Origin of the sequence: Arthrobacter sp. NPDC056727 (assembly GCF_042790555.1) — a bacterium.
Classification (GTDB): domain Bacteria; phylum Actinomycetota; class Actinomycetes; order Actinomycetales; family Micrococcaceae; genus Arthrobacter.
In genome coordinates, this window is sequence record NZ_JBHTZA010000016.1 from 52952 (window position 1) to 75347 (window position 22396).

Genomic DNA, 22396 nt, shown 5'->3' on the forward strand with positions numbered 1-22396 from the left:
CGAGAAGCTTCGCATGACAGGCGTACCGGCGCCGACAGAGCGGCATATCGCCGGCCCCCGATCCGGTGCGCGGCGGACGGTTTGGTGCCCCGCCAGAATCACCAGGGACACGCGCCAGCGGCGGTTCGGGCTCGCAGCCCTGCAACCGCCGCTGCACACTCTCCTTTACTGCCTCGGCGCGCCCGATGGGCTGCAGCCAACAGCTTGTACGTGGAAATCGAATAACGGCGGGGGGCAGGTGGCCCCTCGACGTGAAGGTTCCTCATACTGCGATGGAGGACAAACGAGTACACCGGCGTTGAATGCAGCTAGTAGCCAACCGTGAAACGCCTTTGGTGGTGTATGGGGAGGTCGATCTCATCGACGAACGCCAGCGCATAGTCCGCGCCGGAGATCGTCGATTTACCATCTGAGACGAGGAGCGTGTCCTTTCCCACCCGATAGCGGCCTGTCCTCTCACCCGGGAAGCGGGCGCCGAATTGCGCGGGCGGGCTGAGGTAGAACCAATCGAGGTCGGTTGGCGCCGATTCCAGGGCGTCCAAAACCTTCTTCTGCCCAGCGGCCGAAGGTTTCGCCGCGTCGGGGAACGAAGAATCCTCGGCGAGGGTGTGGTCTCCTTGCGGCATCCTGAGGCTTCCTGCTCCGCCAACCACGGCAAGCCGGCTGCATCCGGTCTCGGCTGCGGCAGACAAGAGGCCGGGCATAGCTGTATGCAGTTCCCCTCCGGCTCCGTCGGCGGTTGACGGGACTGCCACGACAATAATGTCCGCTTCCCGCACGTTCTGCTTGACCAGAGCTTCATCGAAGATTGAACCTTCGACCATCGGCGGAAGCATCTGGTCGGGATTCGCCTGCGGTATACGGCGCGCTACTCCCGTTACCGGGAAGCCACGGTGGGTAAGTTCGCGGCTGATGTGGGCGCCGGCATAGCCGGTAGCGCCGAAGACGAGAACGTTCTGCATGTTATTCGCCTCCACGTGAGGACTCTGCGAGGACGGCCGTCTGGTAGACCGCGCCCCGGTACTGCCTGGTCCAGTAGTCGATCTCTTCACCGAGTTCGTGGGCGGCACGGAGGGCGAAGTGGGGGTCCCGGATCATCTCGCGGCCAAGCATGACCGCTTCCGCGCGCCCGGAGGCCACGATCTCTTCTGCCTGGGCAGGGGTAGTGATGAGTCCGACGGCAGCGACGTCGACCTCGCCGTGGCGGCCTACGTGCTCCGCGAGTGGCACCTGGTACCCGGGCTCAACGGAAATGAAGATGCCGTTGATGATGCCGCCGCTGGAGATGTCGAAGAAGTCTGCACCGGCTTCCCGGCACCATGCGGCGACGGTGGCATTCTGGTGTTCATCCCAGCCGCCCTCAGTCCAGTCGGTGGCTGAGAAGCGCACAAAGAGCGCCATTTCCTCGCCGATGGCCTCCCGGACGGCCGCGATGATGCGGAGGAGAAGACGGGACCGGTTCTCCAAGCTGCCGCCATAGTCGTCCGTGCGCTCGTTGCTAAGGGGCGAGAGGAACTGGTGGATGAGGTATCCGTGGGCGGCGTGGATTTCCACGACGTCAAAGCCGGATTCTCTTGATCGTTGGGCCGCGGCGGCGAAGTCGTCCACGACTTTGTCGATGCCTTCCCAATCCAGTTCCTTCGGAATGTCGAAGCCAGGGTAGGCCAGCGGTGAGGGGGCGACAGTCTCCCATCCGCCCTCTGAGACGGGCTTAGTGGTTCCGCACTTGTCGGTGAAAAGCTTATAGTCGGAGCCTTTTCGACCGGCATGCGAGAGCTGGATGCCGGCCGATGCGCCTTGGGAGTGCAGGAATTTTACGACCCGCGCCCACGCCTGAGCCTGGTCCTCGTTCCATATGCCGGTATCTTCGCTCGTGATCCGGCCTTCAGGGCTCACGGCGGTGGCTTCGGTGAAGACCAGGCCGGCTCCGCCGGCGGCCGTCTGTCCGAGATTCACCAGATGCCAGTCGTGCGGCACACCGTCGTGCTCGTCGACCGAGTACTGGCACATCGGCGATACCCAAATACGATTGCGGATCGTCGTCTTGCGAATGTTCAGCGGCTTGAAAAGATGTGAATTTGGCACGTCTGGTCCCTTTGGAGAATGGGCAGGTCGGAAAAGCGCAACTGCATTATGAAGAGTTCGGTAGACCCGCGGCCCGGCATTAATCCCCCCGGAATGGCGGAATGCGGAGCGGCATGCGCTTCTGTCGAAGATAGCTTTGCCGGCGAGGATAGTCAAGAGTTTTACTTTCGTCAGCGGCGCTTGACCCAGGGGCTCCGGGCCGTGTGGTTCAGTTCGAGGAGGATGCGGATGATCGCGGCCCGGTCCTCGTCCGGCAGTTCCCCCATCCAGCTCGTCTCCCTGGAGTTGTGCTCGCGGAAGACTTCTTCAAATCGGCGGGCGCCCGTGGGGGTGAGCTTCAGAATGACGCTTCGGCCATCGAGCGGGTCGGTCCTCCTGGCAAGCAGGCCGGCCTTTTCCAGTGTCTTGGTAAGGCTGGAAACTGCGGCGCGGCTCATGCCGGAGAGTGCTGCGGCCCGCTTTGACTCCAGATTCCCTGAGATCCAGAGGGTAAACAGGAGCCGGAAGGAAGACCATGACCAGCCGGCAGGGCGGTGGACTGACGATTCGAGGTCGTACACGATGGCGCTCGTGACGCGGTGCAGGAGGAGTACCGCTCGCATCGACTCCAGGTCGGCCGAGGGGAGGCGGCCGCGGGTAACTGCCAGTGCTGCTTCCGGGAAGGACAGGAAGTCCTGATCCGAGACATCCGCGTCGTCGATGGGACAGGTCATCTTGCTTCTCCACTCGGGCGAAAGGGCCAATTCAAGGTCGTTCAAACTTTTACTACCAGATGACTGTGCCTGCTTTTCCGGGCTCGCACAAGACTTGTCGGGCACTTGAAGAGCACCTATTGCACACCCTCCGAGTGCGGTGTACCGTGATTCAGGTAACAAGTAAAAAGTTTTACTAACCAAGGAGTCGACGATGACTACTGAAGTTCAGCAGACCCCTTTCCCCGCTTGGGGAAGGTCAAACAGTTTCCTCAGCTTCGGGGATTCCCAGACACCGCTGACTCAGGCAGGCCTGGTCGACCGCCTGAACATCCTCGATGTACTCGGGCGGTACGCGTGGTCATATGACGAGCGGAACATCGCTGCCCTCGAGAGCAGTTTCAGTGAGGACGCGGTCTGGGAAGGATCGGTCGCCGGAACCTTTGCCATCGAACCAATTCGGGGGCGTCAGGCCATCTCCGACTGGCTGCAGGGACACATGGCCGCGCAGAGCGACCAGCGGCGCCACAACGCTATCAACCACATATTTGTCTCCCAGACCGAGACCGCCGCGGAGGTTCTTAGCTACCTGCTTCTGACATCGGCCAGCGAAGGAACCACCAAGGTCGTCACCTCAGGCTTCTATCGCGTACGCTTCGCCAAGGCAGAGTCCGGGGTCTGGCAGATCGAGTACATGTTCGGCGGATTCGATAACCCGTTCTAAATAACCCGGAACCGACCAGGTCCCGCCTCCCCTGGGGGCCGTGAGCCCACTCCGGCCCCCACCACCCCTTGAAGTACTACCGCCAAGGCATCCCGATCGAGGACGATGCCTGCCCTTAGTGCACCCAAAATCCCCTCTGGAAGGCACCCCATGGCCACCTCGGACACCGACGTCCGTGTCGCGACGAATGCGCTGCGCATAGAGAACCTCTCCAAGACGTTCGCCAGCCAAAAAGCGCTGGACTCCGTATCTTTCTCGGTACAACGCGGGAAGATCACTGCTCTGCTGGGCATGAACGGATCAGGAAAATCCACTCTCATCAAGGTCCTCGCCGGCGTCTACCAGCCCGACGACGGCGCCAGCTTGACGATCGGCGACACGGAGGCCCCACTGCCGATGACGCCCCGGACCGCTCATGAGGCAGGTCTCCGTTTTCTGCACCAGGACGTCGGGCTCGTCGACAGCCTGACGATTGCCGACAACTTCGCTTTTGTCGACCGCTTCCGTTCCCCGGGACTGCTCGGTCCCATCAACCAACGTCGCCAGCATGAGCATGTGGCCGCGACGTTGGCGAAGTTCGGCGTTTCCGTCCACCCCGGGACCCTCGTGGCACAGCTGAACCCGACTCTGCGTACTATGGTCGGTCTGGCACGGGCGTTCCAGGACGAGGAAGAGTCGGGCGTTGCCGCGTTCGCAAAGAACGTCGTTGTCCTCGACGAGCCCACCGCTTCCCTCCCTGTCGAGGAGGTCGACACCATCCTGACCTCCTTGGAGGAGCTCAAGGCCAACGGCGGCACGGTGATCTACGTCAGTCACCGCACCGAGGAAGTGAAACGGATCGCGGACCAGCTCGTGATCCTCAGGGATGGAAAGCTCGTTGCGGATGAGCCGATCGCGGACATGACAGTGGACGACATCGTCTCCCGCGTCGTCGGAAAGAGGCTCGAGAAGACGCGCCTCCCCCGGCAGAGCGAACGCGAAGGAGGCGTCGTCCTCTCGGCCCGCGGCATCAGCGGACCGCGGTTGCGCGAAGTGGACCTCGATGTCCGCTCCGGAGAGATCGTCGGCATTGCCGGCCTCGTCGGGTGCGGGCGCAGCGAACTCGTCCGCATCCTGGCCGGGGCGCAGAAGCCGTTGGTGGGGGAGATGCAGCTCGATGGCAAGCCGTACCGGCCCGACTCTCCAGCCACCGCCATCTCACGCGGGGTTGCATGCGTTCCTCAGGAACGCCGCCGCGAGGGCGCTGTGCTTTCCATGACGGTGAGGGAGAACATCACCCTCGGCCGCCTGAAGGCCTTCGCGAAGAACGGCATGCTCGACGGGCGGAAGGAACGTGAGGGCGCACTGCGGCTGATCGAACAGTTCGCCGTCAAACCCCCTGCTCCCTCCCAGCTCATCGGACTGCTCTCAGGCGGGAACCAGCAAAAGGTCGTTGTCGCCCGCGCCGCCGGCTATGGCGGGACCGCGCTCCTGCTGGACGAACCGAGCCAGGGGGTGGACGCCCTGGCCAAGCAGGAGATCGCCAACATCGTCCGGTCCCTCGCGGCCGACGGCCTGGCCGTGGTTTTGGCCTCGACCGACTTCGAGGAGTTCGTCGGCCTCTGCGACAGGGTCCTCATCCTCGACCGCGGCCGCTTGGTTGCCGAAGCCACGGGACTTGACATCAGTGAAGAGCACCTTGCCCTCCTGTGTGCCCAGCACGGATCTACGAACGGGGCCGCGGCATGAGCGCCTTCACCACATCACGCACGACCACCCACGAGAATCAGCAGAAGGAAACCATGAGCACCACCACCAGCACGCCATCGGAGGTCCAGCGGTCCCCGAAGCCAAAGAGGAGCCTTCCCGATTTCGGCACCATCGCCACCTCCTATGGCGTGATCATCTTCCTGATCGTGATGGTCGCTGTCTTCTCCCTTCTGCTGCCGGACACCTTCCCTACATTCGATAACGCCAAGGCTGTGCTCTCCGACCAGTCGATCCCCGCGATGCTTGCCCTGGCTGCTGTCCTGCCGCTGGCTGCCGGCGAGTTTGACCTGTCGCTTGGTGCCGTCCTGGGTTTCAGCGCGATCACGTCCATTGCTCTTTCTGATGCGGGGGTCCCCTGGCCCGTGGCAGTGTTGGTGTCCCTGCTGGTCGGCGCTGCCGTTGGTGGCGTGAATGCCTTCCTCGTCGTCAAGGTCGGGGTCAACGCGTTCATCGCCACGCTCGCCTCGGCGACGATCCTATCGGGCCTGAACCTCCTGCTCACCAACAGCTCCCTGCTCGTCCTGGACTCGGCCGAGTTCGGAGCCCTCACCACCACAGAGACATTCGGTATCCAAATCGTCCTCGCCTACGCCATCGTGCTGAGCCTTGTGCTCTACTTCGTGATGGAGAAGACCCCGTTCGGCCGCTACCTGCGGGCCACGGGCATGGGCCGAGACGCCGCACGCCTCAGCGGGGTCCGCGTTGACCGCTACCTCGCCACATCCTTCATCGCCGCGGGCGTTCTTGCCGCGCTGGCCGGGGCTCTGCTCGCCTCCCGGGGTGGCACTGCCGCCCCGACACTCGGTCCTGACTTTCTCCTTCCTGCCTACGCCGCCGCCTTCCTCGGGGCGACCACCATCAAGCCCGGATACTTCAACGTCTGGGGCACCGTCATCGGCGTCATCCTTCTCGCCGTCGGCAGCAATGGCCTGACCCTGCTTGGGGTGGCGACCTGGGTCACCAACATCTTCAACGGAGTCGCCCTCATGATCGCCGTATCAGCCTCGGTGCTCGTCGGCAGACGCCGGCGCCGCGCCGCCCGCTAAAACACCATCAACCCACCCCCTTAGTCGAAAGAGACACCATGATCCTCAGCAAGCGCCGCGTTGCCCCCTGGGCTGCAGCCTTCGCCGTGACCGCCCTCGCTCTCACGGGTTGCGGAAGCGCGAAGAGTACATCCGCTTCCGCCGGCAGCCACGACATCACTGCGGCACAGAACGTGGTCAAACAAGCACAGGCCCCCGTCACCAAGTTCGATTTCCCGAAGGATGCCGTCTCCGTCCCCAAGGACAAGCTCGTCATCGGTATTCCCTGCGCCTACGCGGCCGAGGGCTGCAAGCGGGGCGTGGACGCCGTCGCCGAGGCTGCTAAGACTCTCGGCTGGCGGTACCAGATGATCGACCCGGCCGGGGATCCACAGAAAATGCGATCAGCTGTGCGCACCGCCATCCAGCTCCACGCAGACGGAATCGTCCTTGGCGCCGTTCCCGCCAGTGTGGTCAAGGACGACGTTGCGGCAGCCCGGTCGGCGGGAATCAAAGTGGTGAACACATTCGAGCCCGCCCCCGAAGGCTTTGCTGACGCCAACAGCCTCTACGATCACGTCCAGGCCGGACGGGCGAATGCTGCCTACGTGGCCGCGGCGACCAACGGTGCCGGCAAAGTCATCTCCGTCAACGACTCCGAGTTCCAGTCCGACGTCGAGCTCCACCAGGGCTTCACTGACGGGCTCAAGGAGCTCTGCCCCGGCTGCGAGATCGCCAAGGACTTCGATTTCCAGATCGCCAACCTCCAGAGCCAGGTCCCAACCCAGTTCCAGGCCATCCTCCAGGCCAACCCCAAAGCCAACGCTGTCTGGACCGCTTACGACCCTGTAGCCCTGGCAATCGCCCCCGTTATCACCCGCTCCGCCCAGAACGGCAAGCTGACTGTCGTCTCCCACAACGGCGATCCAGAGGCGCTCCAAGCCATTAAGGCCGGCAACCAGCCGTTCAGCGCCAGCGTCGCCTTCAGCGTTGAGTGGCAGTCCTACGCCGCCATGGACCAGATGGTCCGCCTTTTCGACGGTAGCCTCCCGGCGAACCTCAAGACCGTGAACGTCCCCCAGAAACTCGTGAACAAAGACAACGTCACCTCGGTCCCGTGGGACGGGGACATCGACTGGAAGAGCGCCTACACCAAGCTCTGGAAGACCACTAAGTAACCTCCAGCAAGAAAAGGAACAGCAATATGGGACGTCTCAATGGAAAGGTCGCGCTGATCACCGGCGCAGCGGGCGGTCAAGGGGCCGTCGAGGCCGAACTCTTCGCCCGGGAAGGAGCTAAGGTTGTCGTCGCCGACATTAGCGCCGACGGGGTAGCCGCAGTGGTCGACCGGGTAGAACGGGCCGGCGGAGAGGCCCTCGGTATTGAACTGAACGTCACCGACGAAGCAGCTTGGGAATCCGCGATGGACAGCATCCGGACACGCTTTGGGCGCCTCGACATTCAGGTCAACAATGCCGGCATTCTTTCGCTGGAGGGGATCGCGAAGATCGACCGCGGCGAATGGGACAAGGTGATCAGCGTCAACCAGACCAGTGTGATGCTCGGAATGAAGCACGGCACCGCTCTCATGCGCGAGGGCGGCAGCGGCGGCTCGATCATCAATCTGTCCTCGACCTACGCGCACGTCGGCAGCGGAGGCGCCGTGGCCTATCAGGCAAGCAAGGGTGCCGTGTTCATCATGACGAAAACTGCGGCCGTCGAGTTTGCCCCCGACGGGATCCGCGTCAACTCCGTCGCACCAGGCATCATCGAGACACCGATGACCCGTGAAGTGCTCGCCGCAGCGGGCCCCTCACACCCGGACATCACGAGGACGCCCCTGCAGCGCGCGGGCCAGCCCATCGAAGTTGCCCAGACAGTTCTCTTCCTCGCAAGCGATGAGGCCTCCTACATCACAGGCGCTGAGATTCTGGTCGACGGCGGCCGGACCATCACCTGATGGCAGCGACGCAGCCGGTCGCGTGCACCCCGGGATGGGTGCACGCGGCCGGAGTCATCAATTTGCAGCCCGTGGCTCCGGTGCCCAACGAGATAACCGCCATTGCGGACAGGCTCATGGTTCAGGAGACGGCGTCCAGGTACTGTTTGGCCTACGACGAGCGTCGGTTGGACGTCCTCGAAAGCCTCATGACGGAAACAACCACTTTCGCGTACCGCTTCGGTGAAGGGCCCGTGCACAGCCATTCGGGGCGAACGAATGTTTTGGACTGGCTTGCGCATGTGATGCAGTCCCAACCGGATCAAAGACGGCATATAGTTGGCAGCCTTGTGGTGGAGAGCCTCAGCGCAAGGGAAGCCAAAGTACTGGCACACACTGCGATCTACGGGATAACGGATAGCGCACGTCTTGTGACGACCGGGATCTACGTTTTCAACATGGTGAAGCAAAACAGCAGGTGGCTGATCAACGAGGCGATCGATGCCCTCGACCTTCCCTTTTGACCCGTGGCGCAGCGCAAGAGGGACTCTGATTAAGAATCCCAATGATTAAAATGGCAGGGCGGGCCAGTCTGGACTGGCCCGCCCTGCCGTTTATCCTTACAACCAAGACAGACGGCGATTGGGAACCCTACCGAACCCAGCGGGCCTCGTTATTCAGGTACGGATGAAACAATTTCCGAACATAGGTCCCGCGAAGCTGCCTGCAACGGTACAAGGTTCCCCAACAGAGCTGCTGTGCATGAACTGTGTCCGGGGCGGTGATGTCCACGGCGCTTCCCCCTTCGCTTGCCGGGAGCAGCGGAGCAGATGTATCCACCCAGCCGGGACCTTACCTGCTGCTTCCCACGAAACCGTTCGCCTCCATGGCACGGAAGACTCCCACGGTCTGAAAAAATGACGGGCTTGCCGTTGGAAGCCAGGCATCTTCGCCCCGGTCTGTCCTGGAGCCAGCCGAAAACGCTCTTCCGCCCAGCCTGTTCGATGACTTGACCTGGAGACGTATCTCGTCAGCCGGCAACCTCACTTTCGAGGCTGCTGAAAGCGGAGCCGTTCAAGTGATCTGATGGGGCCTGAGAAATTGTCGGCCTTAAACTCAGAGCCGGTCCTAGATATTCGGGTTCAGATCGACTACCCGCCCAGGCCCTTCCTCGCTAGTCGGGGCGAAGACTATAAGAGCCGGTTCGAGCCGCAAAAATCACCGCCGGCAGCTCCGGCACGAGGAAGCAGTCACGGCCTCGAACGTGGAGTACGCCTGGACCAGCGCGCAGTACCCTGAACCGGGAGACAACGTGGGGTGGTATCAGGAACAATGGGCCCCGCAGGGAACACGGCCCGGCCCTTTGCGACGCGATGAAGGTTCCAGGGCCTTACAGGCTCTTACCATCGGCACAATCGGGCAGCAGCCCGATTGTGCCGATGCTCGTTCCTTGGCAACCAGCCATATTCCGCCGCCGGGCTGCAGGCTAGGGGGATTCCCTGTCCGCGGGGACTCTCCAGACAACCGCTCCTTCAGAACGCAAAAACAGTTTGCGCCCTTCTCCCGCTGCTATGTGCAGCCAGAGAATCGAGCCATCCTCTGCGACCACATCAACGCGGCCAGGTACTCCACGCCCGTTTAGAGGGCACATACACACACAGTCTCCTGCCTCCAGCGCTGCCCAGTCCCGAACGTACTCTGCCCCTTGGGGAGGTAGAAACGCCGTTGACTGCTCCTGCACTCTCAATCCTCCCTGGAACTTCAAAAGAGGCCGTCCACGAGCCACGACGGTCGCCCCGTGAACCTACGCGTTGCGCAGCCCCGGCTGGCTTCATTCAGCCTTTGTTGTCCAGGCCACCGCGTCAGGGCTATACCCATAGATGCTGTCACTTGGTGTAGGGGTTGGTGATGCCGATGTATTGGGTGGTGGTGTATTCGGCGATGCCTTCGGTGCCGCCTTCGCGTCCGAGGCCTGATTGTTTGACGCCGCCGAAGGGGGCTGCGGCGTTGGAGATGACGCCGGCGTTGAAGCCGACCATGCCGAATTCGATTTGTTCTGCGACGCGCAGGAGGCGGTTGAAGTCGCGGCTGTAGAGGTAGGAGGCGAGGCCGTACTCGCTGGCGTTGGCGAGCCGGATGGCGTCTTCCTCGGTGGTGAAGGTGGTGACCGGGGCGACGGGGCCGAAGATCTCCTGGCCCAGGATGGCCGCGTCATTGGGGACGTTGGCCAGCACGGTGGGCTGGTAGAAGTATCCGGGCCCGTCGACGGGTGCGCCGCCGGTGACGGCGGTGGCTCCGGCATCCACGGCGGCAGTGACCAGGGCGTGGACGTCGTCGCGGGCGCCGGCGTCGATCAGGGGACCGACATTCGTGGCCGGTTCGGTGCCGCGGCCGGTGGTCAGGGCCCCCATGGCGGCGGCGAACTTGGCGGTGAACTCCTGCGCCACGGATTCGTGGACGAGGAAGCGGTTGGCGGCGGTGCAGGCTTCGCCCATGTTCCGCATTTTGGCGGCCATGGCCCCTTCGACGGCGGCGTCGAGGTCGGCGTCCTCGAACACGATGAACGGCGCGTTGCCGCCCAGCTCCATGGACGTGCGGAGCACGTTTTGGGCGGCGTCGGCCATGAGGCGTTTGCCGACCGGGGTGGAGCCGGTGAAGGAGACCTTCCGCAGCCGCGGGTCGGCCAGCAGCGGCCCGGATATACCAGAGGCGGAGGAGGAGGCTACGACGTTGAGGACACCGGCGGGCAGGCCGGCGTCGAGCATGGTCTGGGCGAAGTACTGGGCCGTGAGCGGGGTGAGTTTGGCGGGTTTGAGGACCATGGTGCAGCCGGCGGCGACGGCGGGTGCGACCTTGCGGGTGGCCATGGCGAGCGGGAAGTTCCAGGGTGTGATGAGCAGGCAGGGGCCTACGGGTTTGTGCTGGACGAGGATCTTGTTTTTGCCCTCGGGGGTGGTGAGGTAGCGGCCGTAGTCGCGGACGGTCTCTTCGGAGAACCAGCGCAGGAACTCGGCCCCGTAGGTGACTTCGCCGCGGGCTTCGGCCAGGGGCTTGCCCATTTCCAGGGTCATCAGCAGCGCGAAGTCCTCGGCGCGTTCGGTGACCAGGTCGAAGGCGCGGCGCAGGATCTCCGCCCGCACCCGGGGCGCGGTTCGGGCCCAAGGCGCCTGGGCGGCGTCGGCCGCGTCGAGTGCGGCGATCGCGTCGTCGCTGCTGGCTGAGGCGACGGTGGCGAGCAGCTCCCCGGTGGCGGGGTCGTGCACGTCAAACGTGCCGCCGTCGGACGCGCCCCGCCACTGCCCGCCGATCAACAAACCAGTGGGCACGGAGGCGAGGAGATCGGCTTCACGGTCGGAGGTGATGGCGGCGGACGTCAGTGGAGAAGTGGTCATGGGTGTCTCCTGAGAAAGGTGTGAGGCCGGTGGTTGGGTCTGTCGTGGAAGAGGTCGGCGGGCCCAACCACCGGGGTTAGTAGCTGGCCGGGGTGTCCCCGTCAGGTGGCTTGATGTATTCGGCGGCGAGGGCTTCGGAGCCGCGGGCGAGGAGGGCGACGTCAGCGCCCACCAGGATAAAGGCGGCGCCGTTGGCCAAGTAGTGCTGTGCGGTGTCCGGGTTGAAGGCGTTCACGCCGGCGGGTTTGCCGGCCGCCTTGGCGGCGGCGAGGCAGTGTTCGACGGCGGCGCGCACCTCGGGGTGTTCCTGCTGTCCCAGCAGCCCCATGGAAGCGGCGAGGTCGGAGGGCCCGACGAAGATGGCGTCCACGCCGTCGACCTTCAGGATGTCCTCCACCGCCTCGACGGCAGCCGTCGACTCGATCTGGACGGTGACGCTCACGGTCTCGGAGGCCCGGGTGAGGTAGTCCGGGACGCGGTTCCAGCGGGCTGCGCGGGCCAGCGCGGAGCCGACCCCGCGCACGCCGTGGGGCGGGTAGCGGGTGGCGGCCACCGCGGCTTCGGCCTCGGCGACGGAGTTAACCATCGGGACCAGCAGGTTCTGCACGCCGAGGTCCAGGTACTGCTTGATCACTACGGTGTCGTTGACCGGCGGCCGCACCAAAACGTGGACCGGGTAGCCGTGGATGGCCTGGAGCTGGGCGAGGATGGATTCGAGCCCGTTGGGGCTGTGTTCGGCGTCGACCAGGAGCCAGTCCAGGCCGGACCCGGCGCACAGTTCGGCGATCAGCGGGCTGCCGGAGCAGACCCACATCCCGGCCAGCGGCCGGCCTGCTTCACCTTTTTGGCCCTCCAGCGCGGACCGGAACGTGTCTTCTATTCGAAGCGGCATGTCACCGTCCCCAGGGGGCCGTAGTCGGCGTGGACGGTGTCGCCCTTGTACACCCAGAGCGGGCGGGTGAAGGACCCGGCGAGGATGATGTCGCCGGCCTTCATGCTGTCCCCGTGCGCGGCGATCTTGTTGGCGAGCCAGTGCACGCCGTTGGCGGGGTGGTCCAGGACGCCTGCGGCCACGCCGGTTTCCTCCACGGTCTGGTTCTTGTACAGGATCGCGGAGACCCAGCGCAGGTCGACACCGTCCGGTTTCACCGGGCGGCCGCCGAGCACCATGGCGCCCATGGCGGCGTTGTCGGAGATGGTGTCCACGATGGTCCGGCCCTCCATCTCGATCCTGGAGTCGAGGATCTCGAGGGCCGGGACCACGTAGTCGGTGGCGTTGAGGACATCGAAGATGGTGCAGCCGGGTCCCTTGAGCCCGTCCTTCAGCACGAAGGCGAGCTCCACCTCCACCCGCGGGCGGGTGTAGCGGTCCCATTCCACCGAGCACCCCGTTTCGAGCACCATGTCGTCGAAGATGGCGCCGTAGTCGGGTTCGGTGATGCCGGTGGCGTCCTGCATGGCTTTGGACGTGAGGCCGATCTTGCGCCCCACCAGGGTCCGGCCGGCCTCTTCGTTCCGCTGCCGCCACAGCTGCTGCACCGCGTAGGAGTCCTCCACCGTCATGCCCGGGTAGCGGGCAGTCAGCCGGGGCACAGGGGTGCGGGAACGGTTGGCCTCTACCAGCTCATCGGCGATGGCCTCGATTGTCTTCGAATCAAGCAATTATCGGCTCCTCAAAGGGCAGGACTAGTGGTTTGTAATGAGGGTGGCCGGCCCCGCTGTTGCGGCACGGGACCGGCCACCCAGTCGGGCTAGACCTGGGCGCCGAGCTTGAAGCCTTCGGCCGCGCCTGCTTCGTCGGCCCGGGTGTAGGAGAAGCCGTCGGCACCCACGGTGACGGTCATTTCGGAGGCGTCGGTGCGTTCGATGACCGGCTGCGGGTTGCCGTCCAGGTCCAGGACCAGGGAGGCCTCGGTGTACCAGGACGGGACGACGGGGTTGCCCCACCAGTCGCGGCGCTGGTTGTCGTGGACGTCCCAGGTGACGGTGGGGTTGTCCGGGTCGCCGGTGTAGTAGTCCTGGGTGTAGATCTCGATGCGGTGGCCGTCCGGGTCCAGGATGTAGAGGTAGAACGCGTTGGAGACGCCGTGCCGGCCGGGGCCGCGTTCGATCCGGTCGCTGATGCGCAGGGCGCCCATCTTGTCGCAGATCTGGATGATGTTGTGCTTCTCGTGGGTGGCGAAGGCGACGTGGTGCATGCGCGGTCCGTTGCCGCCGGTGAGGGCGGTGTCGTGGACCGTCTGCTTGCGGTGCATCCAGGCGGCGTAGGTGACGCCGTCTGAGTCCTTGATGTCCTCGGAGACGCGGAAGCCGAGGTCCTCCAGGTACTTGCGACCCTTGGGGACGTCCGGGGTGACCTGGTTGAAGTGGTCCAGGCGGACCAGTTCGCCGGCGGAGTAGAGGTCGTAGCGCTGGGTGAGGCGCTCGACGTGCTCGGTCTCGTAGAAGAACTCGTAGGGGAAGCCGAGCGGGTCCTCGACGCGGACGGAGTCGCCGATGCCCTTGGTGAAGCCTTCCTTGCGGCGCTCGGTGCGGCAGCCGAGTTCGCGGTAGTAGGCCTCGGCGGCGTCCACCTCGGCGGGGGACTTTACCCGGTAGGCGAAGGCTGCGACGGCGGCGATGGGTCCCTGGCGGAGGACCAGGTTGTGGTGGATGAACTCCTCCAGGGAGCGCAGGTAGATGGTGGTCTTGTCCTCTTCGGTGACGTGCAGGCCGAGGACGTCGACGTAGAACTCACGCGACTTGGCGAGGTCGGTGACCACGATTTCCATGTAGGCGCAGCGGACGATGTCCGGTGCCGGGGCGGTGGGGGTGGGAACGAAGTTGGTCATGATGGTCTCTCTTCTTCGAAAGGTTGGGGAAGGATTTAGCTGTCGCTGGTTTCGGCTGCGTCTTCGACGTTGCCGAACTTGGGGGAGTGGGCTTCGTTGAGGGTGATCTGCACGGACTGCTGGGTGGTGTAGAAGTCGACGGAGCGGTAGCCGCCCTCACGGCCCAGGCCGGAGGCCTTGACGCCACCGAACGGGGTACGCAGATCGCGGACGTTGTTGGAGTTCAGCCACACCATCCCGGACTCGATGCCGTGCGCGAAGTTGTGGGCGCGCTTCAGGTTCGAGGTCCACACGTAGGCAGCGAGGCCGTACTTCGTGTTGTTAGCGAGCTCGAGGGCTTCTTCGTCTGTATCGAAGGGGGTGATGGCGACGACGGGACCGAAGATCTCTTCCTGGAAGATCCGGGCGTCAGGGGCGACGTCGGCGAACACGGTGGGGGCGACGTAGTTGCCGGTAGGGAAGCCTTCAGCACGCCCACCGCCTGCGAGGAGACGGCCCTCGGTCTTGCCGATCTCGATGTAGCTCATGACTTTGTCGAAGTGGTTCGCGTGGACGAGGGATCCGACCTCGGTCTTGGGATCGCTCGGGTGACCGACCACGATGTTCTTTGCGCGCTGAGCGAAGCGGGCTACGAAGTCGTCGTAAATGTCGCGCTGGACGAGGACGCGGCTACCGGCGGTGCAGCGTTCCCCGTTCAGGCTGAATACACCGAAAACGGTGGCGTCAAGCGCGGCCACAATGTCAGCATCGGCGAAAACTACAGCCGGGCTCTTGCCACCGAGCTCGAGCGAGAGGCTCTTGAACTGCGGGGCTGCTGCCGTCGAGATGGTGGCACCGGTCGAGCTGTCGCCCGTGAAGGAAACGATCGGGACATCCGGGTGCTTGACGAGGTAGTCGCCCGCGACGCCGCCGGACCCGAAGACCAGGTTGAAGACCCCGTCGGGCAGGCCGGCTTCGCGGAAGATTTCGGGCCACAGCACGGCGGAGAGCGGGGTGTAGCTGGCAGGCTTCATGACGACGGTGTTGCCGGTCGCGATTGCCGGAGCGAGTTTCCAGGACTCCTGCATGAACGGGACGTTCCACGGCGTGATGAGGGCGGCGACGCCGATCGGCTTGCGGTTCACGTAGTTGATCTGCCGGCCAGGCACCTTGAAGGCGTTGTCCTCCTGCCCGACGATGAGGTCGGCGAAGAAGCGGAAGTTCTCCGCGGCGCGTCGGGCCTGGCCCTTGGCCTGGGTGATGGGCAGGCCTGAGTCGAAGCTCTCGAGGAGCGCCAGGTCGTCGTCGCGCGACTCGACGATGTCGGCGATCTTGTGCAGCACGCGGGAGCGTTCGCGGGGCAGCATCTTCGACCAGGGGCCTTCCTTGAAGGCCCGCTTGGCGGCGGCGACAGCGAGGTCGACGTCTTCCGGCTGGGCAGAGGCAACCGTGGCGTAGTTCTCGTTGGAGACCGGCTCCTGCACGTCGAACGTCTTGCCGGAGGCCGAATCAACGAACTGGCCGTCGATGAAGTGCTGCAGATGCGTGGGCAGGTTTTCCGGGATGTGATGTTTGATGGTTTCTACCGAGGTCGTCATCGTTGAGGTCCTAACTGTTGTCTGGGTGCTAATTGGATTGGGCAAGGTAGGCGTCCAGGGTGGCGGACCGGTGCAGCCTGGCGGCTGCTTCTATCTGCTCCGTGCCGGCGCCGTTTTCGACGAGCTGCAGGAGCGCCTCGTGTTCCTTCACGGATTCGCGGGCCCGGCCGGGGACGAAGCGGAAGGTTGAGGACCGCAGGGATGCGAGCCGGTTCCAGCCGCGGTGGACGAGGTCCAGGATGTGCGGGTTGGGGCAGTGTTCGAAGAGGACGCTGTGGAAGTCCTGGTTGAGCTGGGTGAACCGGACCGGATCGAAGTGCTGCAGGCATTCGCGCATGTCCTCGTTCACGGCGCGTGCCCGGGCGATGTCCGCCGCACCGATCAGCGGTGCCGACAGCGCCGTGGCCGCACCCTCCACAATGCTCAGGGTCTGCATTGTGTAGAGGTACTCGGTGGGGTCGATTCCGGAGACGGTGGCGCCGACGTTGCGTTCGAACTTCACCAGGCCCTCGGCTTCGAGCCGGCGGATCGCTTCGCGGACCGGGACCACGCTGAAGCCGAGGTCTTTGGCGATGGCGGCCAGGACCAGCCGGTAGCCGGGGGTGTAGGTGCCTTCCACGATCCGTGCCTTGATGGCCTGGTAGGCCTGCTCGGACTTGCTGCCGGCGGTGCCTTCAGAAATGCTCGTTGAGGCTGTTGCCGTTTCAGTCATTGGCTTTGCCTGCTTCCCATTCCTCGTACTTGGCGCGCCAGGCAGCGTTGAGCGGGTAGAGCCCGTCCACGCTGTGGCCCTGCTCCACCATTTCGGCGATGAAGACCTCTTCGCGTTCCTGGGCGATGGAGTCGTTGGCGACTTCCTCGGCGATGGCCGGCGGGATTACCAGGATGCCGTCGGCATCGGCCACGATGATGTCGCCGGGCTGCACGGTGGTGCCGCCGCAGGCGATGGTGATGTCCGTGTCCCACGGGATGTGGCGGCGGCCCAGTACGGCGGGGTGCGGGTTGGAGTAGTAGGTGGGCAGCTCCAGAGCGGCCACGGCGGAGAAGTCGCGGACTCCGCCGTCGGTGATGATGGCTGCGGCGCCGCGGACCTGTGCGCGGAGGGCCAGGATGTCGCCGATGGTTCCGGTGCCCTTTTCGCCGCGGGCTTCCATGACGAGGATTTCGCCTTCATTGACGGAGTCGATGGCGCGTTTCTGGGCGTTGAAGCCGCCGCCGTGGGTCTTGAAGAGGTCCTCGCGGTTGGGCACGTAGCGCAGGGTCCGCGCCAGGCCCACCACCTTGCGGTCCGGGCGGGTGGCGGTGAGACCGTCGATGCTGACGTTGTTCAGGCCGCGTTTGCGCAGCTGGGAGGACAGGGTGGCGGTGCAGACGCTCTCCAGTTTCGCCTTCAGTTCGGGGGAGAGGGCAGGCCTGACGGCGGCGCTTGCGTCGGCGGCCGGAAGGCCGGCGGCCTCCCTGGAGCCGTACGCCTCTTCCCGCTGCAGGTCATCGGCCTTGGGCTGCGCACCAAAGTCAGCGAACGCCGTCGTGCCTTCCTTAACTGTGGTGGTGAGGCGGCCGGTGCTCAGCGCCCCGTCAGCGGTGCTGACTTCGACCTCCAGGACGTCGCCGGGAAGGGTGACGGAGGCGCCGGCCGGCGTGCCGGTGAGGATGATGTCCCCCTCTTCGAGGGTGAGCAGCTGGGAGAGGTCCGCGACGAGCCGGGCGAACGGGAAGAGCAGGCCTTCGGTGGTGTCGTCCTGGACCAGTTCTCCGTTGTGCCAGGTGCGGATGCGCAGTTTGGCGGGGTCGACGGCGTCTGCCGGGATCAGTGCCGGGCCCACGGGGGTGAAGCCGTCGCCGCCCTTGGACCGGAGGTTGGAGCCTTTGTCCGCGTAGCGGAGGTCGTACACGCCGAGGTCGTTGCTGGCCGTGACGGCGGCGACGTGGTTCCAGGCGTCCTCGACGGCGACGCGGCGGGCGGCCTTGCCGATGATGATGGCGATCTCGCCCTCGTAGCCGAGGAGTTCGCAGCCGGCCGGGCGTTCGACGGCGGTGCCGGTCAGGGAGAGCGACGACGACGGCTTGAGGAAGTAGGAGGGCTGCGCCGGGGTCCGGCCGCGCTGTGCTGCGCGGCTGGGGTAGTTGATGTGCACCGCGATCACCTTGCGCGCTGCTGCAATGGTGTCGTCGTTGACCTGCTCCAAAGCGTTCTCCTCATCAGGTACGAAATCGTATACGAAACTATGGAGGCTGCTCTCCCTCTTCGTCAAGGGGCATACTGCGGCGAACCTTCATGCTTGTTGGACTCCCCACACAATAGTACAATGTTTTACTAAATCCAACGATCCGTTCGGATAGAGAAGTATAAATTCGCATATGGAACAACTAGTCCTATGTGCACATGCCCACAGTGAAGTGAGGAAAGCCCGTGCAGTTCCACCACCACGGTTACGTTTCCGGTGACCCGCGCATCCAGCCGGCCGCCGGCGTCGGCATCAACCGCCCCGAAGAGCTGCCCGACGAGGTTGACGTGCTCATCGTGGGCTCCGGCCCCGCGGGCATGCTCGCAGCAGCCCAGCTCTCGCAGTTCCCGGACATCACCACACGCATCGTGGAGCGCCGCGGCGGACGCCTCGCCATCGGCCAGGCCGACGGCATCCAGGCCCGCAGCGTTGAGACGTTCCAGGCGTTCGGCTTCGCCGAGGAGATCACCGCCGAGGCCTACCGGATCACCGAAATGGCGTTCTGGAAGCCGAGCCCCGAGAACCCAAAGCACATCTACCGTGCCGCCCGCGCGGTCGACGACGAGATGGGCATCAGCGAATTCCCGCACCTGATCGTCAACCAGGCCCGCGTGCTGGACTACTTCGCCCGGGTCATGGCCTTTTCCCCGACCCGGATGACCCCCGACTACGGCTACGAGTTCCGCAGCCTCGACGTCACGGAGGCGGGGGAGTACCCGGTCGCCGTCACGCTGGTCCACACCACCGGTGAGCTGGCAGGCCAGGAGCGTCCTGTGCGCGCCAAGTATGTGGTGGGTGCCGACGGCGCCCGCAGCAAGGTCCGCGAGGCGATCGGCTGCACGCTCGCCGGCGACCAGGCCAACCACGCCTGGGGCGTCATGGATGTCCTGGCATCCACCGACTTCCCGGACATCCGCACCAAGTGCGCGATCCAGTCCCACGACGGCGGCAGCATCCTGCTGATTCCGCGCGAGGGCGGCCACCTGTTCCGCATGTACGTCGACCTCGGCGTCGTGCCGGAGAACGACAACGGCGCCGTCCGCAAGACCACCATCGAGCAGATCATCGCCCACGCGAACCAGATCCTGCAGCCGTACACCCTCGACGTCCGCAACGTCGCCTGGCACAGCGTGTACGAGGTGGGCCACCGTCTCACCGACAGGTTCGACGATGTCCTGCCCGCCGAACGGGACACCCGCACGCCGCGCGTGTTCATCACCGGCGACGCCTGCCACACGCACAGCGCCAAGGCCGGCCAGGGCATGAACGTGTCCATGCAGGACGGCTTCAACATCGGCTGGAAGCTCGGCCACGTGCTCGAGGGCCGCAGCCCGGAGTCGCTGCTCGCCACCTACTCCGCCGAGCGCCAGGTCGTCGCGAAGAATCTCATCGACTTCGACAAGGAATGGTCCACCCTGATGGCCAAGAAGCCCGAGGAGTTCGACGACCCCTCGGAGCTGGAGGACTTCTACGTGCGCACCGCCGAATTCCCGGCCGGCTTCATGACCGAGTACGCGCCGTCGATGATCGTCGCGGAGGCCAAGCACGCCGGCCTGGCCACGGGTTTCCCGACCGGCAAGCGCTTCAAGTCCGCTCCCGTGCAGCGCGTCTGTGACACCAACCCGCTGCAACTGGGCCACCAGGCAACTGCCGACGGGCGCTGGCGGATCTACGTGTTCGCCGACGCCGCCGAGGCCGGCGCCGCGTCGCCGACCACCGAGTTCGCCCAGTGGCTGGCGACCTCGCCGGAGTCCCCGCTCGCCGCCACCCCGGAGGGTGCCGACGCCGACGCCTGGTTCGACGTGAAGGTCATCTACCAGCAGGACCACCGGGGCATCGACATCAACGAGGTTCCGGCCGTGTTCAAGCCGGAGGTCGGGCCGTTCAAGCTCACTAACCTCGAGAAGGTCTACGGCGCGGACCCGAAGGCCGACATCTTCGACCTGCGCGGCCTGGACCGCGGCGGCGTCGTGGTGGTGGTCCGGCCGGACCAGTACGTGGCGAACGTCCTGCCGCTGACCGCGACGTCGGAACTCGGCGCGTTCTTCGCCTCTCTCCTGAACGGAGCACCAGCAACGGCTTTGTCCCTGACCTAGAAAACTATCTGGATGGCGCGCCTGCTGGCAGCGGGAAAGAAATGGGCGCCGTGGAACTACGAGAATCCAACAGGGCTGCACTCTGCTGCAGCCCTGTTGGACAGATAGTGCCCCGAGTCCTGTTTCCCGCCGCCAATCGCCCAGGAGGAGGAGTTACAAAATGCGGCGTGTAGTTGTATTTGGAGTCAGCAGTTACGCCGGAGGCCACATCGCCCGTGAGCTGTTGGACCGCGGCAGCTCAGTTATTGGCGTAGCCAGCACACGTTCTGCAGCCTGTCTAGCATGTGGCCCGGGTGGCCCCGGTAAGCGAGTCCCACTGACGGTTCGCCAACTCCCTGGCAGGATGCACCACATCGTTTGGCAATTCGCCAACGAGGCTGGCAAACCACAACAGGTGAGCCATTCTCCCGTCTAGTGACGGCTCGGACCGAACGCCGATAATGGAGATTCCGTAAAGCTGCTCCGTGGGCTTTGGCTACCTTTATTGTTCGGTCGGTGGTGAGGCCCGTTTAACGAGGTGCTCCATGGAGGTCTGCCATCCGAGGATTTCGCGTGGTGGCCGGTTGAGTTCGGTGGCGACAACACTGAGGTGTTCGCGCTATGAACGCGGAGGTCTGTCCTTTAGGAAAGTACTGGCGGAGCATGCCATTAGTGTTCTCGTTTGATCCGCCTTGCCACCGGCTTGCGGGGTCGCAGAAGTACACGAAGGTCCCACGCGTGAATTCGCGGTACACCGGCCCTGCATCCTCCAGCACGTTGAGGGCGTGCCGCGCTCTCATGCGGCCAATGCCGAATTCCAGGCAAAGCTCACGTTCCGGCGGCAGCGGGGACTGAAGCATGAGATCACCGGAATTGATGTAGATTCGCCAACACTCAAGACCGCCCGGCTTCGGTGTTGAGGCCGGTCTTAACCAGTCCAAAGGGCCGCTTTGGATGCGTCGGATCAGAACGGGACCTGACCGAAGAGCAGCGCTTTTGACAACAAGCGTTCGGCGCCAGGCCGCCTGGACACATGTCGGGGAAGCTGTGCTCGATTCCCCGACCGTCCGCGCTCCGTGGTGCGGTATAGCCGGTGGGATGTACCGCATCAATGCCAGCGGCGACTCCCCAAGACCGTCACAGCGGCGGTGATGGCGATGCCGAGGCCGATCGGGACGCTGAGATGGATCCGGAGCAGGAGTACTCCGATGGCGGCCCCTGCGAACATAGCGAGGACAGCGCCCAGCCGTCGGTTGAGTAACCGGGGCCGTTGCTTGCCCACAAGTGACTCTCCGGCGAGGGAAGTCATCGTGGAAGTAATGACCACTGTGGTCATGTCCCGTACGCCCAAATGCCGCGCAATCAGGGCCTGGGAGCCCATGTGCATGGCGATAACGGCGGCAACAATGACACCCATGGACTGCCGACCGATGTCTTCCACGATGAGAGAGATGGCGGCGGTTCCCGTCAACGCCATACAACCCGCTGTGAGAAGGAGCGTGACCCTTCGGTTCCAGCCTTTCGGGCTTGACTGGAGCGTAAATCCGGCAACCGCCGCGCCGAGGAGAAAGGCGCCAAGTGCTACCAGTGGGCCCAAAGTTGGCAGGTTCGCCGCCCCGGCCAACGCCATCGCAAGAATCACCACGTTGCCGGTCATGTTTCCGGTGAAGATGTGATCAAGTCCAAGGTAGCCGACCGCGTCAACCACACCTGTAACGAGCGTGAGGGCCATCATGAGCATCAGTCGGAACTTTTCCAGAGACGACGCATTATCTTGCGGGGTAGAGGCGGTTTTAGTACCTGAGCTGGCTACGGCTGATGTCATGGTTTAAGGGATCCTTCATCGTGAGGGGTGATCTCTGTGACCACCCCTCGGACATGCTTGTTGGTGGGTTTACATGGACTGGCTGGCAACTACGGCGATGCCGTCGCTCCGGGGATCTGCGCCGACGGCTAGGGCGCCATCGTAGCGTCGCCCTGCAATCATGGAATGACCGACAAGGTCGTCCCGGCCCTTGCCGTTCAGGATCGTGAACGTTGTCTCGCCCAACGGGACGAGGGTGTCATCGTCAAATCGGG

19 protein-coding genes and 2 pseudogenes are annotated in these 22396 nt (G+C 64.4%); 7 read left to right on the forward strand and 14 right to left on the reverse strand.

Annotation, left to right across the window (positions count from 1 at the left end):
* Window positions 1–308 precede the first annotated feature (308 nt).
* The 3 genes from ACFRAH_RS16275 to ACFRAH_RS16285 all read right to left on the reverse strand — a co-directional run bounded on the left by ACFRAH_RS16275 (window position 309) and on the right by ACFRAH_RS16285 (window position 2798).
* Window positions 309–977: an NAD(P)-dependent oxidoreductase gene (locus ACFRAH_RS16275; RefSeq protein WP_377991940.1), complete on the reverse strand. Its 669-nt coding sequence runs from the start codon at window positions 975–977 to the stop codon at window positions 309–311.
* On the reverse strand, window positions 964–2085 hold the full coding sequence (locus tag ACFRAH_RS16280) for an NADH:flavin oxidoreductase/NADH oxidase (protein WP_377991941.1): 1122 nt from the start codon (window positions 2083–2085) through the stop codon (window positions 964–966). Before ACFRAH_RS16280 ends, ACFRAH_RS16275 begins: the two co-directional genes overlap by 14 nt.
* Before the next feature lie 170 nt (window positions 2086–2255).
* Window positions 2256–2798, reverse strand: a complete 543-nt coding sequence (locus tag ACFRAH_RS16285; protein ID WP_377991942.1) for a MarR family winged helix-turn-helix transcriptional regulator — start codon at window positions 2796–2798, stop codon at window positions 2256–2258.
* Between the two features lie 193 nt (window positions 2799–2991).
* Here ACFRAH_RS16285 and ACFRAH_RS16290 point away from each other — a divergent pair, with 193 nt between their 5' ends.
* The 6 genes from ACFRAH_RS16290 (at window position 2992) to ACFRAH_RS16315 (ending at window position 8738) form a co-directional block, all read left to right on the forward strand.
* Window positions 2992–3501 carry a nuclear transport factor 2 family protein gene (locus ACFRAH_RS16290; RefSeq protein ID WP_377991943.1) on the forward strand — a complete coding sequence of 170 codons (510 nt, stop codon included), beginning with the start codon at window positions 2992–2994 and terminating at the stop codon, window positions 3499–3501.
* A 150-nt stretch (window positions 3502–3651) separates the two neighbouring features.
* Window positions 3652–5229, forward strand: coding sequence for a sugar ABC transporter ATP-binding protein (locus tag ACFRAH_RS16295; protein ID WP_377991944.1), 1578 nt, complete (start codon window positions 3652–3654; stop codon window positions 5227–5229).
* A 53-nt stretch (window positions 5230–5282) separates the two neighbouring features.
* Complete coding sequence (locus tag ACFRAH_RS16300; protein ID WP_377991945.1) at window positions 5283–6296, forward strand: ABC transporter permease; 1014 nt, start codon at window positions 5283–5285, stop codon at window positions 6294–6296.
* A gap of 38 nt (window positions 6297–6334) precedes the next feature.
* Window positions 6335–7453 (forward strand): sugar ABC transporter substrate-binding protein, encoded by a 1119-nt coding sequence (locus ACFRAH_RS16305; RefSeq protein ID WP_377991946.1) that lies wholly within the window; start codon window positions 6335–6337, stop codon window positions 7451–7453.
* A gap of 26 nt (window positions 7454–7479) precedes the next feature.
* Complete coding sequence (locus tag ACFRAH_RS16310) at window positions 7480–8235, forward strand: SDR family NAD(P)-dependent oxidoreductase (RefSeq protein WP_377991947.1); 756 nt, start codon at window positions 7480–7482, stop codon at window positions 8233–8235.
* Entirely contained in the window at window positions 8235–8738 is a 504-nt protein-coding gene (locus ACFRAH_RS16315; RefSeq protein WP_377991948.1) for a nuclear transport factor 2 family protein, read from the forward strand. The genes ACFRAH_RS16310 and ACFRAH_RS16315 overlap by 1 nt, the downstream gene beginning before the upstream one ends.
* 1362 nt (window positions 8739–10100) lie before the next feature.
* Here ACFRAH_RS16315 and ACFRAH_RS16320 read toward each other — a convergent pair.
* The 7 genes from ACFRAH_RS16320 to ACFRAH_RS16350 all read right to left on the reverse strand — a co-directional run bounded on the left by ACFRAH_RS16320 (window position 10101) and on the right by ACFRAH_RS16350 (window position 18203).
* Window positions 10101–11606 carry an NAD-dependent succinate-semialdehyde dehydrogenase gene (locus ACFRAH_RS16320; RefSeq protein WP_377991949.1) on the reverse strand — a complete coding sequence of 502 codons (1506 nt, stop codon included), beginning with the start codon at window positions 11604–11606 and terminating at the stop codon, window positions 10101–10103.
* Between the two features lie 76 nt (window positions 11607–11682).
* A complete protein-coding gene (locus ACFRAH_RS16325) occupies window positions 11683–12498 on the reverse strand; it encodes an HpcH/HpaI aldolase/citrate lyase family protein (protein WP_377991950.1) in 816 nt (271 codons plus the stop codon).
* Window positions 12483–13268 (reverse strand): 2-oxo-hept-4-ene-1,7-dioate hydratase, encoded by a 786-nt coding sequence (gene hpaH / locus ACFRAH_RS16330; protein WP_377991951.1) that lies wholly within the window; start codon window positions 13266–13268, stop codon window positions 12483–12485. Before hpaH ends, ACFRAH_RS16325 begins: the two co-directional genes overlap by 16 nt.
* 89 nt (window positions 13269–13357) lie before the next feature.
* Window positions 13358–14437: a 3,4-dihydroxyphenylacetate 2,3-dioxygenase gene (gene hpaD, locus ACFRAH_RS16335; protein ID WP_377991952.1), complete on the reverse strand. Its 1080-nt coding sequence runs from the start codon at window positions 14435–14437 to the stop codon at window positions 13358–13360.
* A 35-nt stretch (window positions 14438–14472) separates the two neighbouring features.
* Window positions 14473–16014 carry a 5-carboxymethyl-2-hydroxymuconate semialdehyde dehydrogenase gene (hpaE, locus tag ACFRAH_RS16340; protein WP_377991953.1) on the reverse strand — a complete coding sequence of 514 codons (1542 nt, stop codon included), beginning with the start codon at window positions 16012–16014 and terminating at the stop codon, window positions 14473–14475.
* Between the two features lie 28 nt (window positions 16015–16042).
* A complete protein-coding gene (locus tag ACFRAH_RS16345; RefSeq protein WP_377991954.1) occupies window positions 16043–16726 on the reverse strand; it encodes a GntR family transcriptional regulator in 684 nt (227 codons plus the stop codon).
* Window positions 16719–18203, reverse strand: coding sequence for a fumarylacetoacetate hydrolase family protein (locus ACFRAH_RS16350; protein WP_377991955.1), 1485 nt, complete (start codon window positions 18201–18203; stop codon window positions 16719–16721). The genes ACFRAH_RS16345 and ACFRAH_RS16350 overlap by 8 nt, the downstream gene beginning before the upstream one ends.
* Window positions 18204–18427: 224 nt before the next feature.
* Here ACFRAH_RS16350 and ACFRAH_RS16355 point away from each other — a divergent pair, with 224 nt between their 5' ends.
* Window positions 18428–20338 (forward strand): FAD-binding monooxygenase, encoded by a 1911-nt coding sequence (locus ACFRAH_RS16355; RefSeq protein WP_377991956.1) that lies wholly within the window; start codon window positions 18428–18430, stop codon window positions 20336–20338.
* Between the two features lie 481 nt (window positions 20339–20819).
* Here ACFRAH_RS16355 and ACFRAH_RS16360 read toward each other — a convergent pair.
* The 4 genes and pseudogenes from ACFRAH_RS16360 to ACFRAH_RS16375 all read right to left on the reverse strand — a co-directional run.
* Window positions 20820–21051 (reverse strand): annotated as a pseudogene (locus ACFRAH_RS16360) (transposase); the annotation flags it as partial.
* A 48-nt stretch (window positions 21052–21099) separates the two neighbouring features.
* A pseudogene (locus ACFRAH_RS16365) lies at window positions 21100–21426 on the reverse strand (hypothetical protein); the annotation flags it as partial.
* Window positions 21426–22142 carry a YoaK family protein gene (locus tag ACFRAH_RS16370; RefSeq protein ID WP_377991957.1) on the reverse strand — a complete coding sequence of 239 codons (717 nt, stop codon included), beginning with the start codon at window positions 22140–22142 and terminating at the stop codon, window positions 21426–21428. The pseudogene ACFRAH_RS16365 and the gene ACFRAH_RS16370, both read right to left, overlap by 1 nt.
* Before the next feature lie 69 nt (window positions 22143–22211).
* Window positions 22212–22367, reverse strand: a complete 156-nt coding sequence (locus ACFRAH_RS16375; protein WP_377991958.1) for a hypothetical protein — start codon at window positions 22365–22367, stop codon at window positions 22212–22214.
* Between the last annotated feature and the right edge of the window lie 29 nt (window positions 22368–22396).

Coding starts and splice junctions, on each gene's coding strand:
- ACFRAH_RS16285 (WP_377991942.1), bottom strand. CDS start 2,798: ATGACCTGTCCCATCGACGACGCGGATGTCTCGGATCAGGACTTCCTG.
- ACFRAH_RS16290 (WP_377991943.1), top strand. CDS start 2,992: ATGACTACTGAAGTTCAGCAGACCCCTTTCCCCGCTTGGGGAAGGTCA.
- ACFRAH_RS16295 (WP_377991944.1), top strand. CDS start 3,652: ATGGCCACCTCGGACACCGACGTCCGTGTCGCGACGAATGCGCTGCGC.
- ACFRAH_RS16300 (WP_377991945.1), top strand. CDS start 5,283: ATGAGCACCACCACCAGCACGCCATCGGAGGTCCAGCGGTCCCCGAAG.
- ACFRAH_RS16305 (WP_377991946.1), top strand. CDS start 6,335: ATGATCCTCAGCAAGCGCCGCGTTGCCCCCTGGGCTGCAGCCTTCGCC.
- ACFRAH_RS16310 (WP_377991947.1), top strand. CDS start 7,480: ATGGGACGTCTCAATGGAAAGGTCGCGCTGATCACCGGCGCAGCGGGC.
- ACFRAH_RS16315 (WP_377991948.1), top strand. CDS start 8,235: ATGGCAGCGACGCAGCCGGTCGCGTGCACCCCGGGATGGGTGCACGCG.
- ACFRAH_RS16320 (WP_377991949.1), bottom strand. CDS start 11,606: ATGACCACTTCTCCACTGACGTCCGCCGCCATCACCTCCGACCGTGAA.
- ACFRAH_RS16325 (WP_377991950.1), bottom strand. CDS start 12,498: ATGCCGCTTCGAATAGAAGACACGTTCCGGTCCGCGCTGGAGGGCCAA.
- hpaD (WP_377991952.1), bottom strand. CDS start 14,437: ATGACCAACTTCGTTCCCACCCCCACCGCCCCGGCACCGGACATCGTC.
- hpaE (WP_377991953.1), bottom strand. CDS start 16,014: ATGACGACCTCGGTAGAAACCATCAAACATCACATCCCGGAAAACCTG.
- ACFRAH_RS16345 (WP_377991954.1), bottom strand. CDS start 16,726: ATGACTGAAACGGCAACAGCCTCAACGAGCATTTCTGAAGGCACCGCC.
- ACFRAH_RS16370 (WP_377991957.1), bottom strand. CDS start 22,142: ATGACATCAGCCGTAGCCAGCTCAGGTACTAAAACCGCCTCTACCCCG.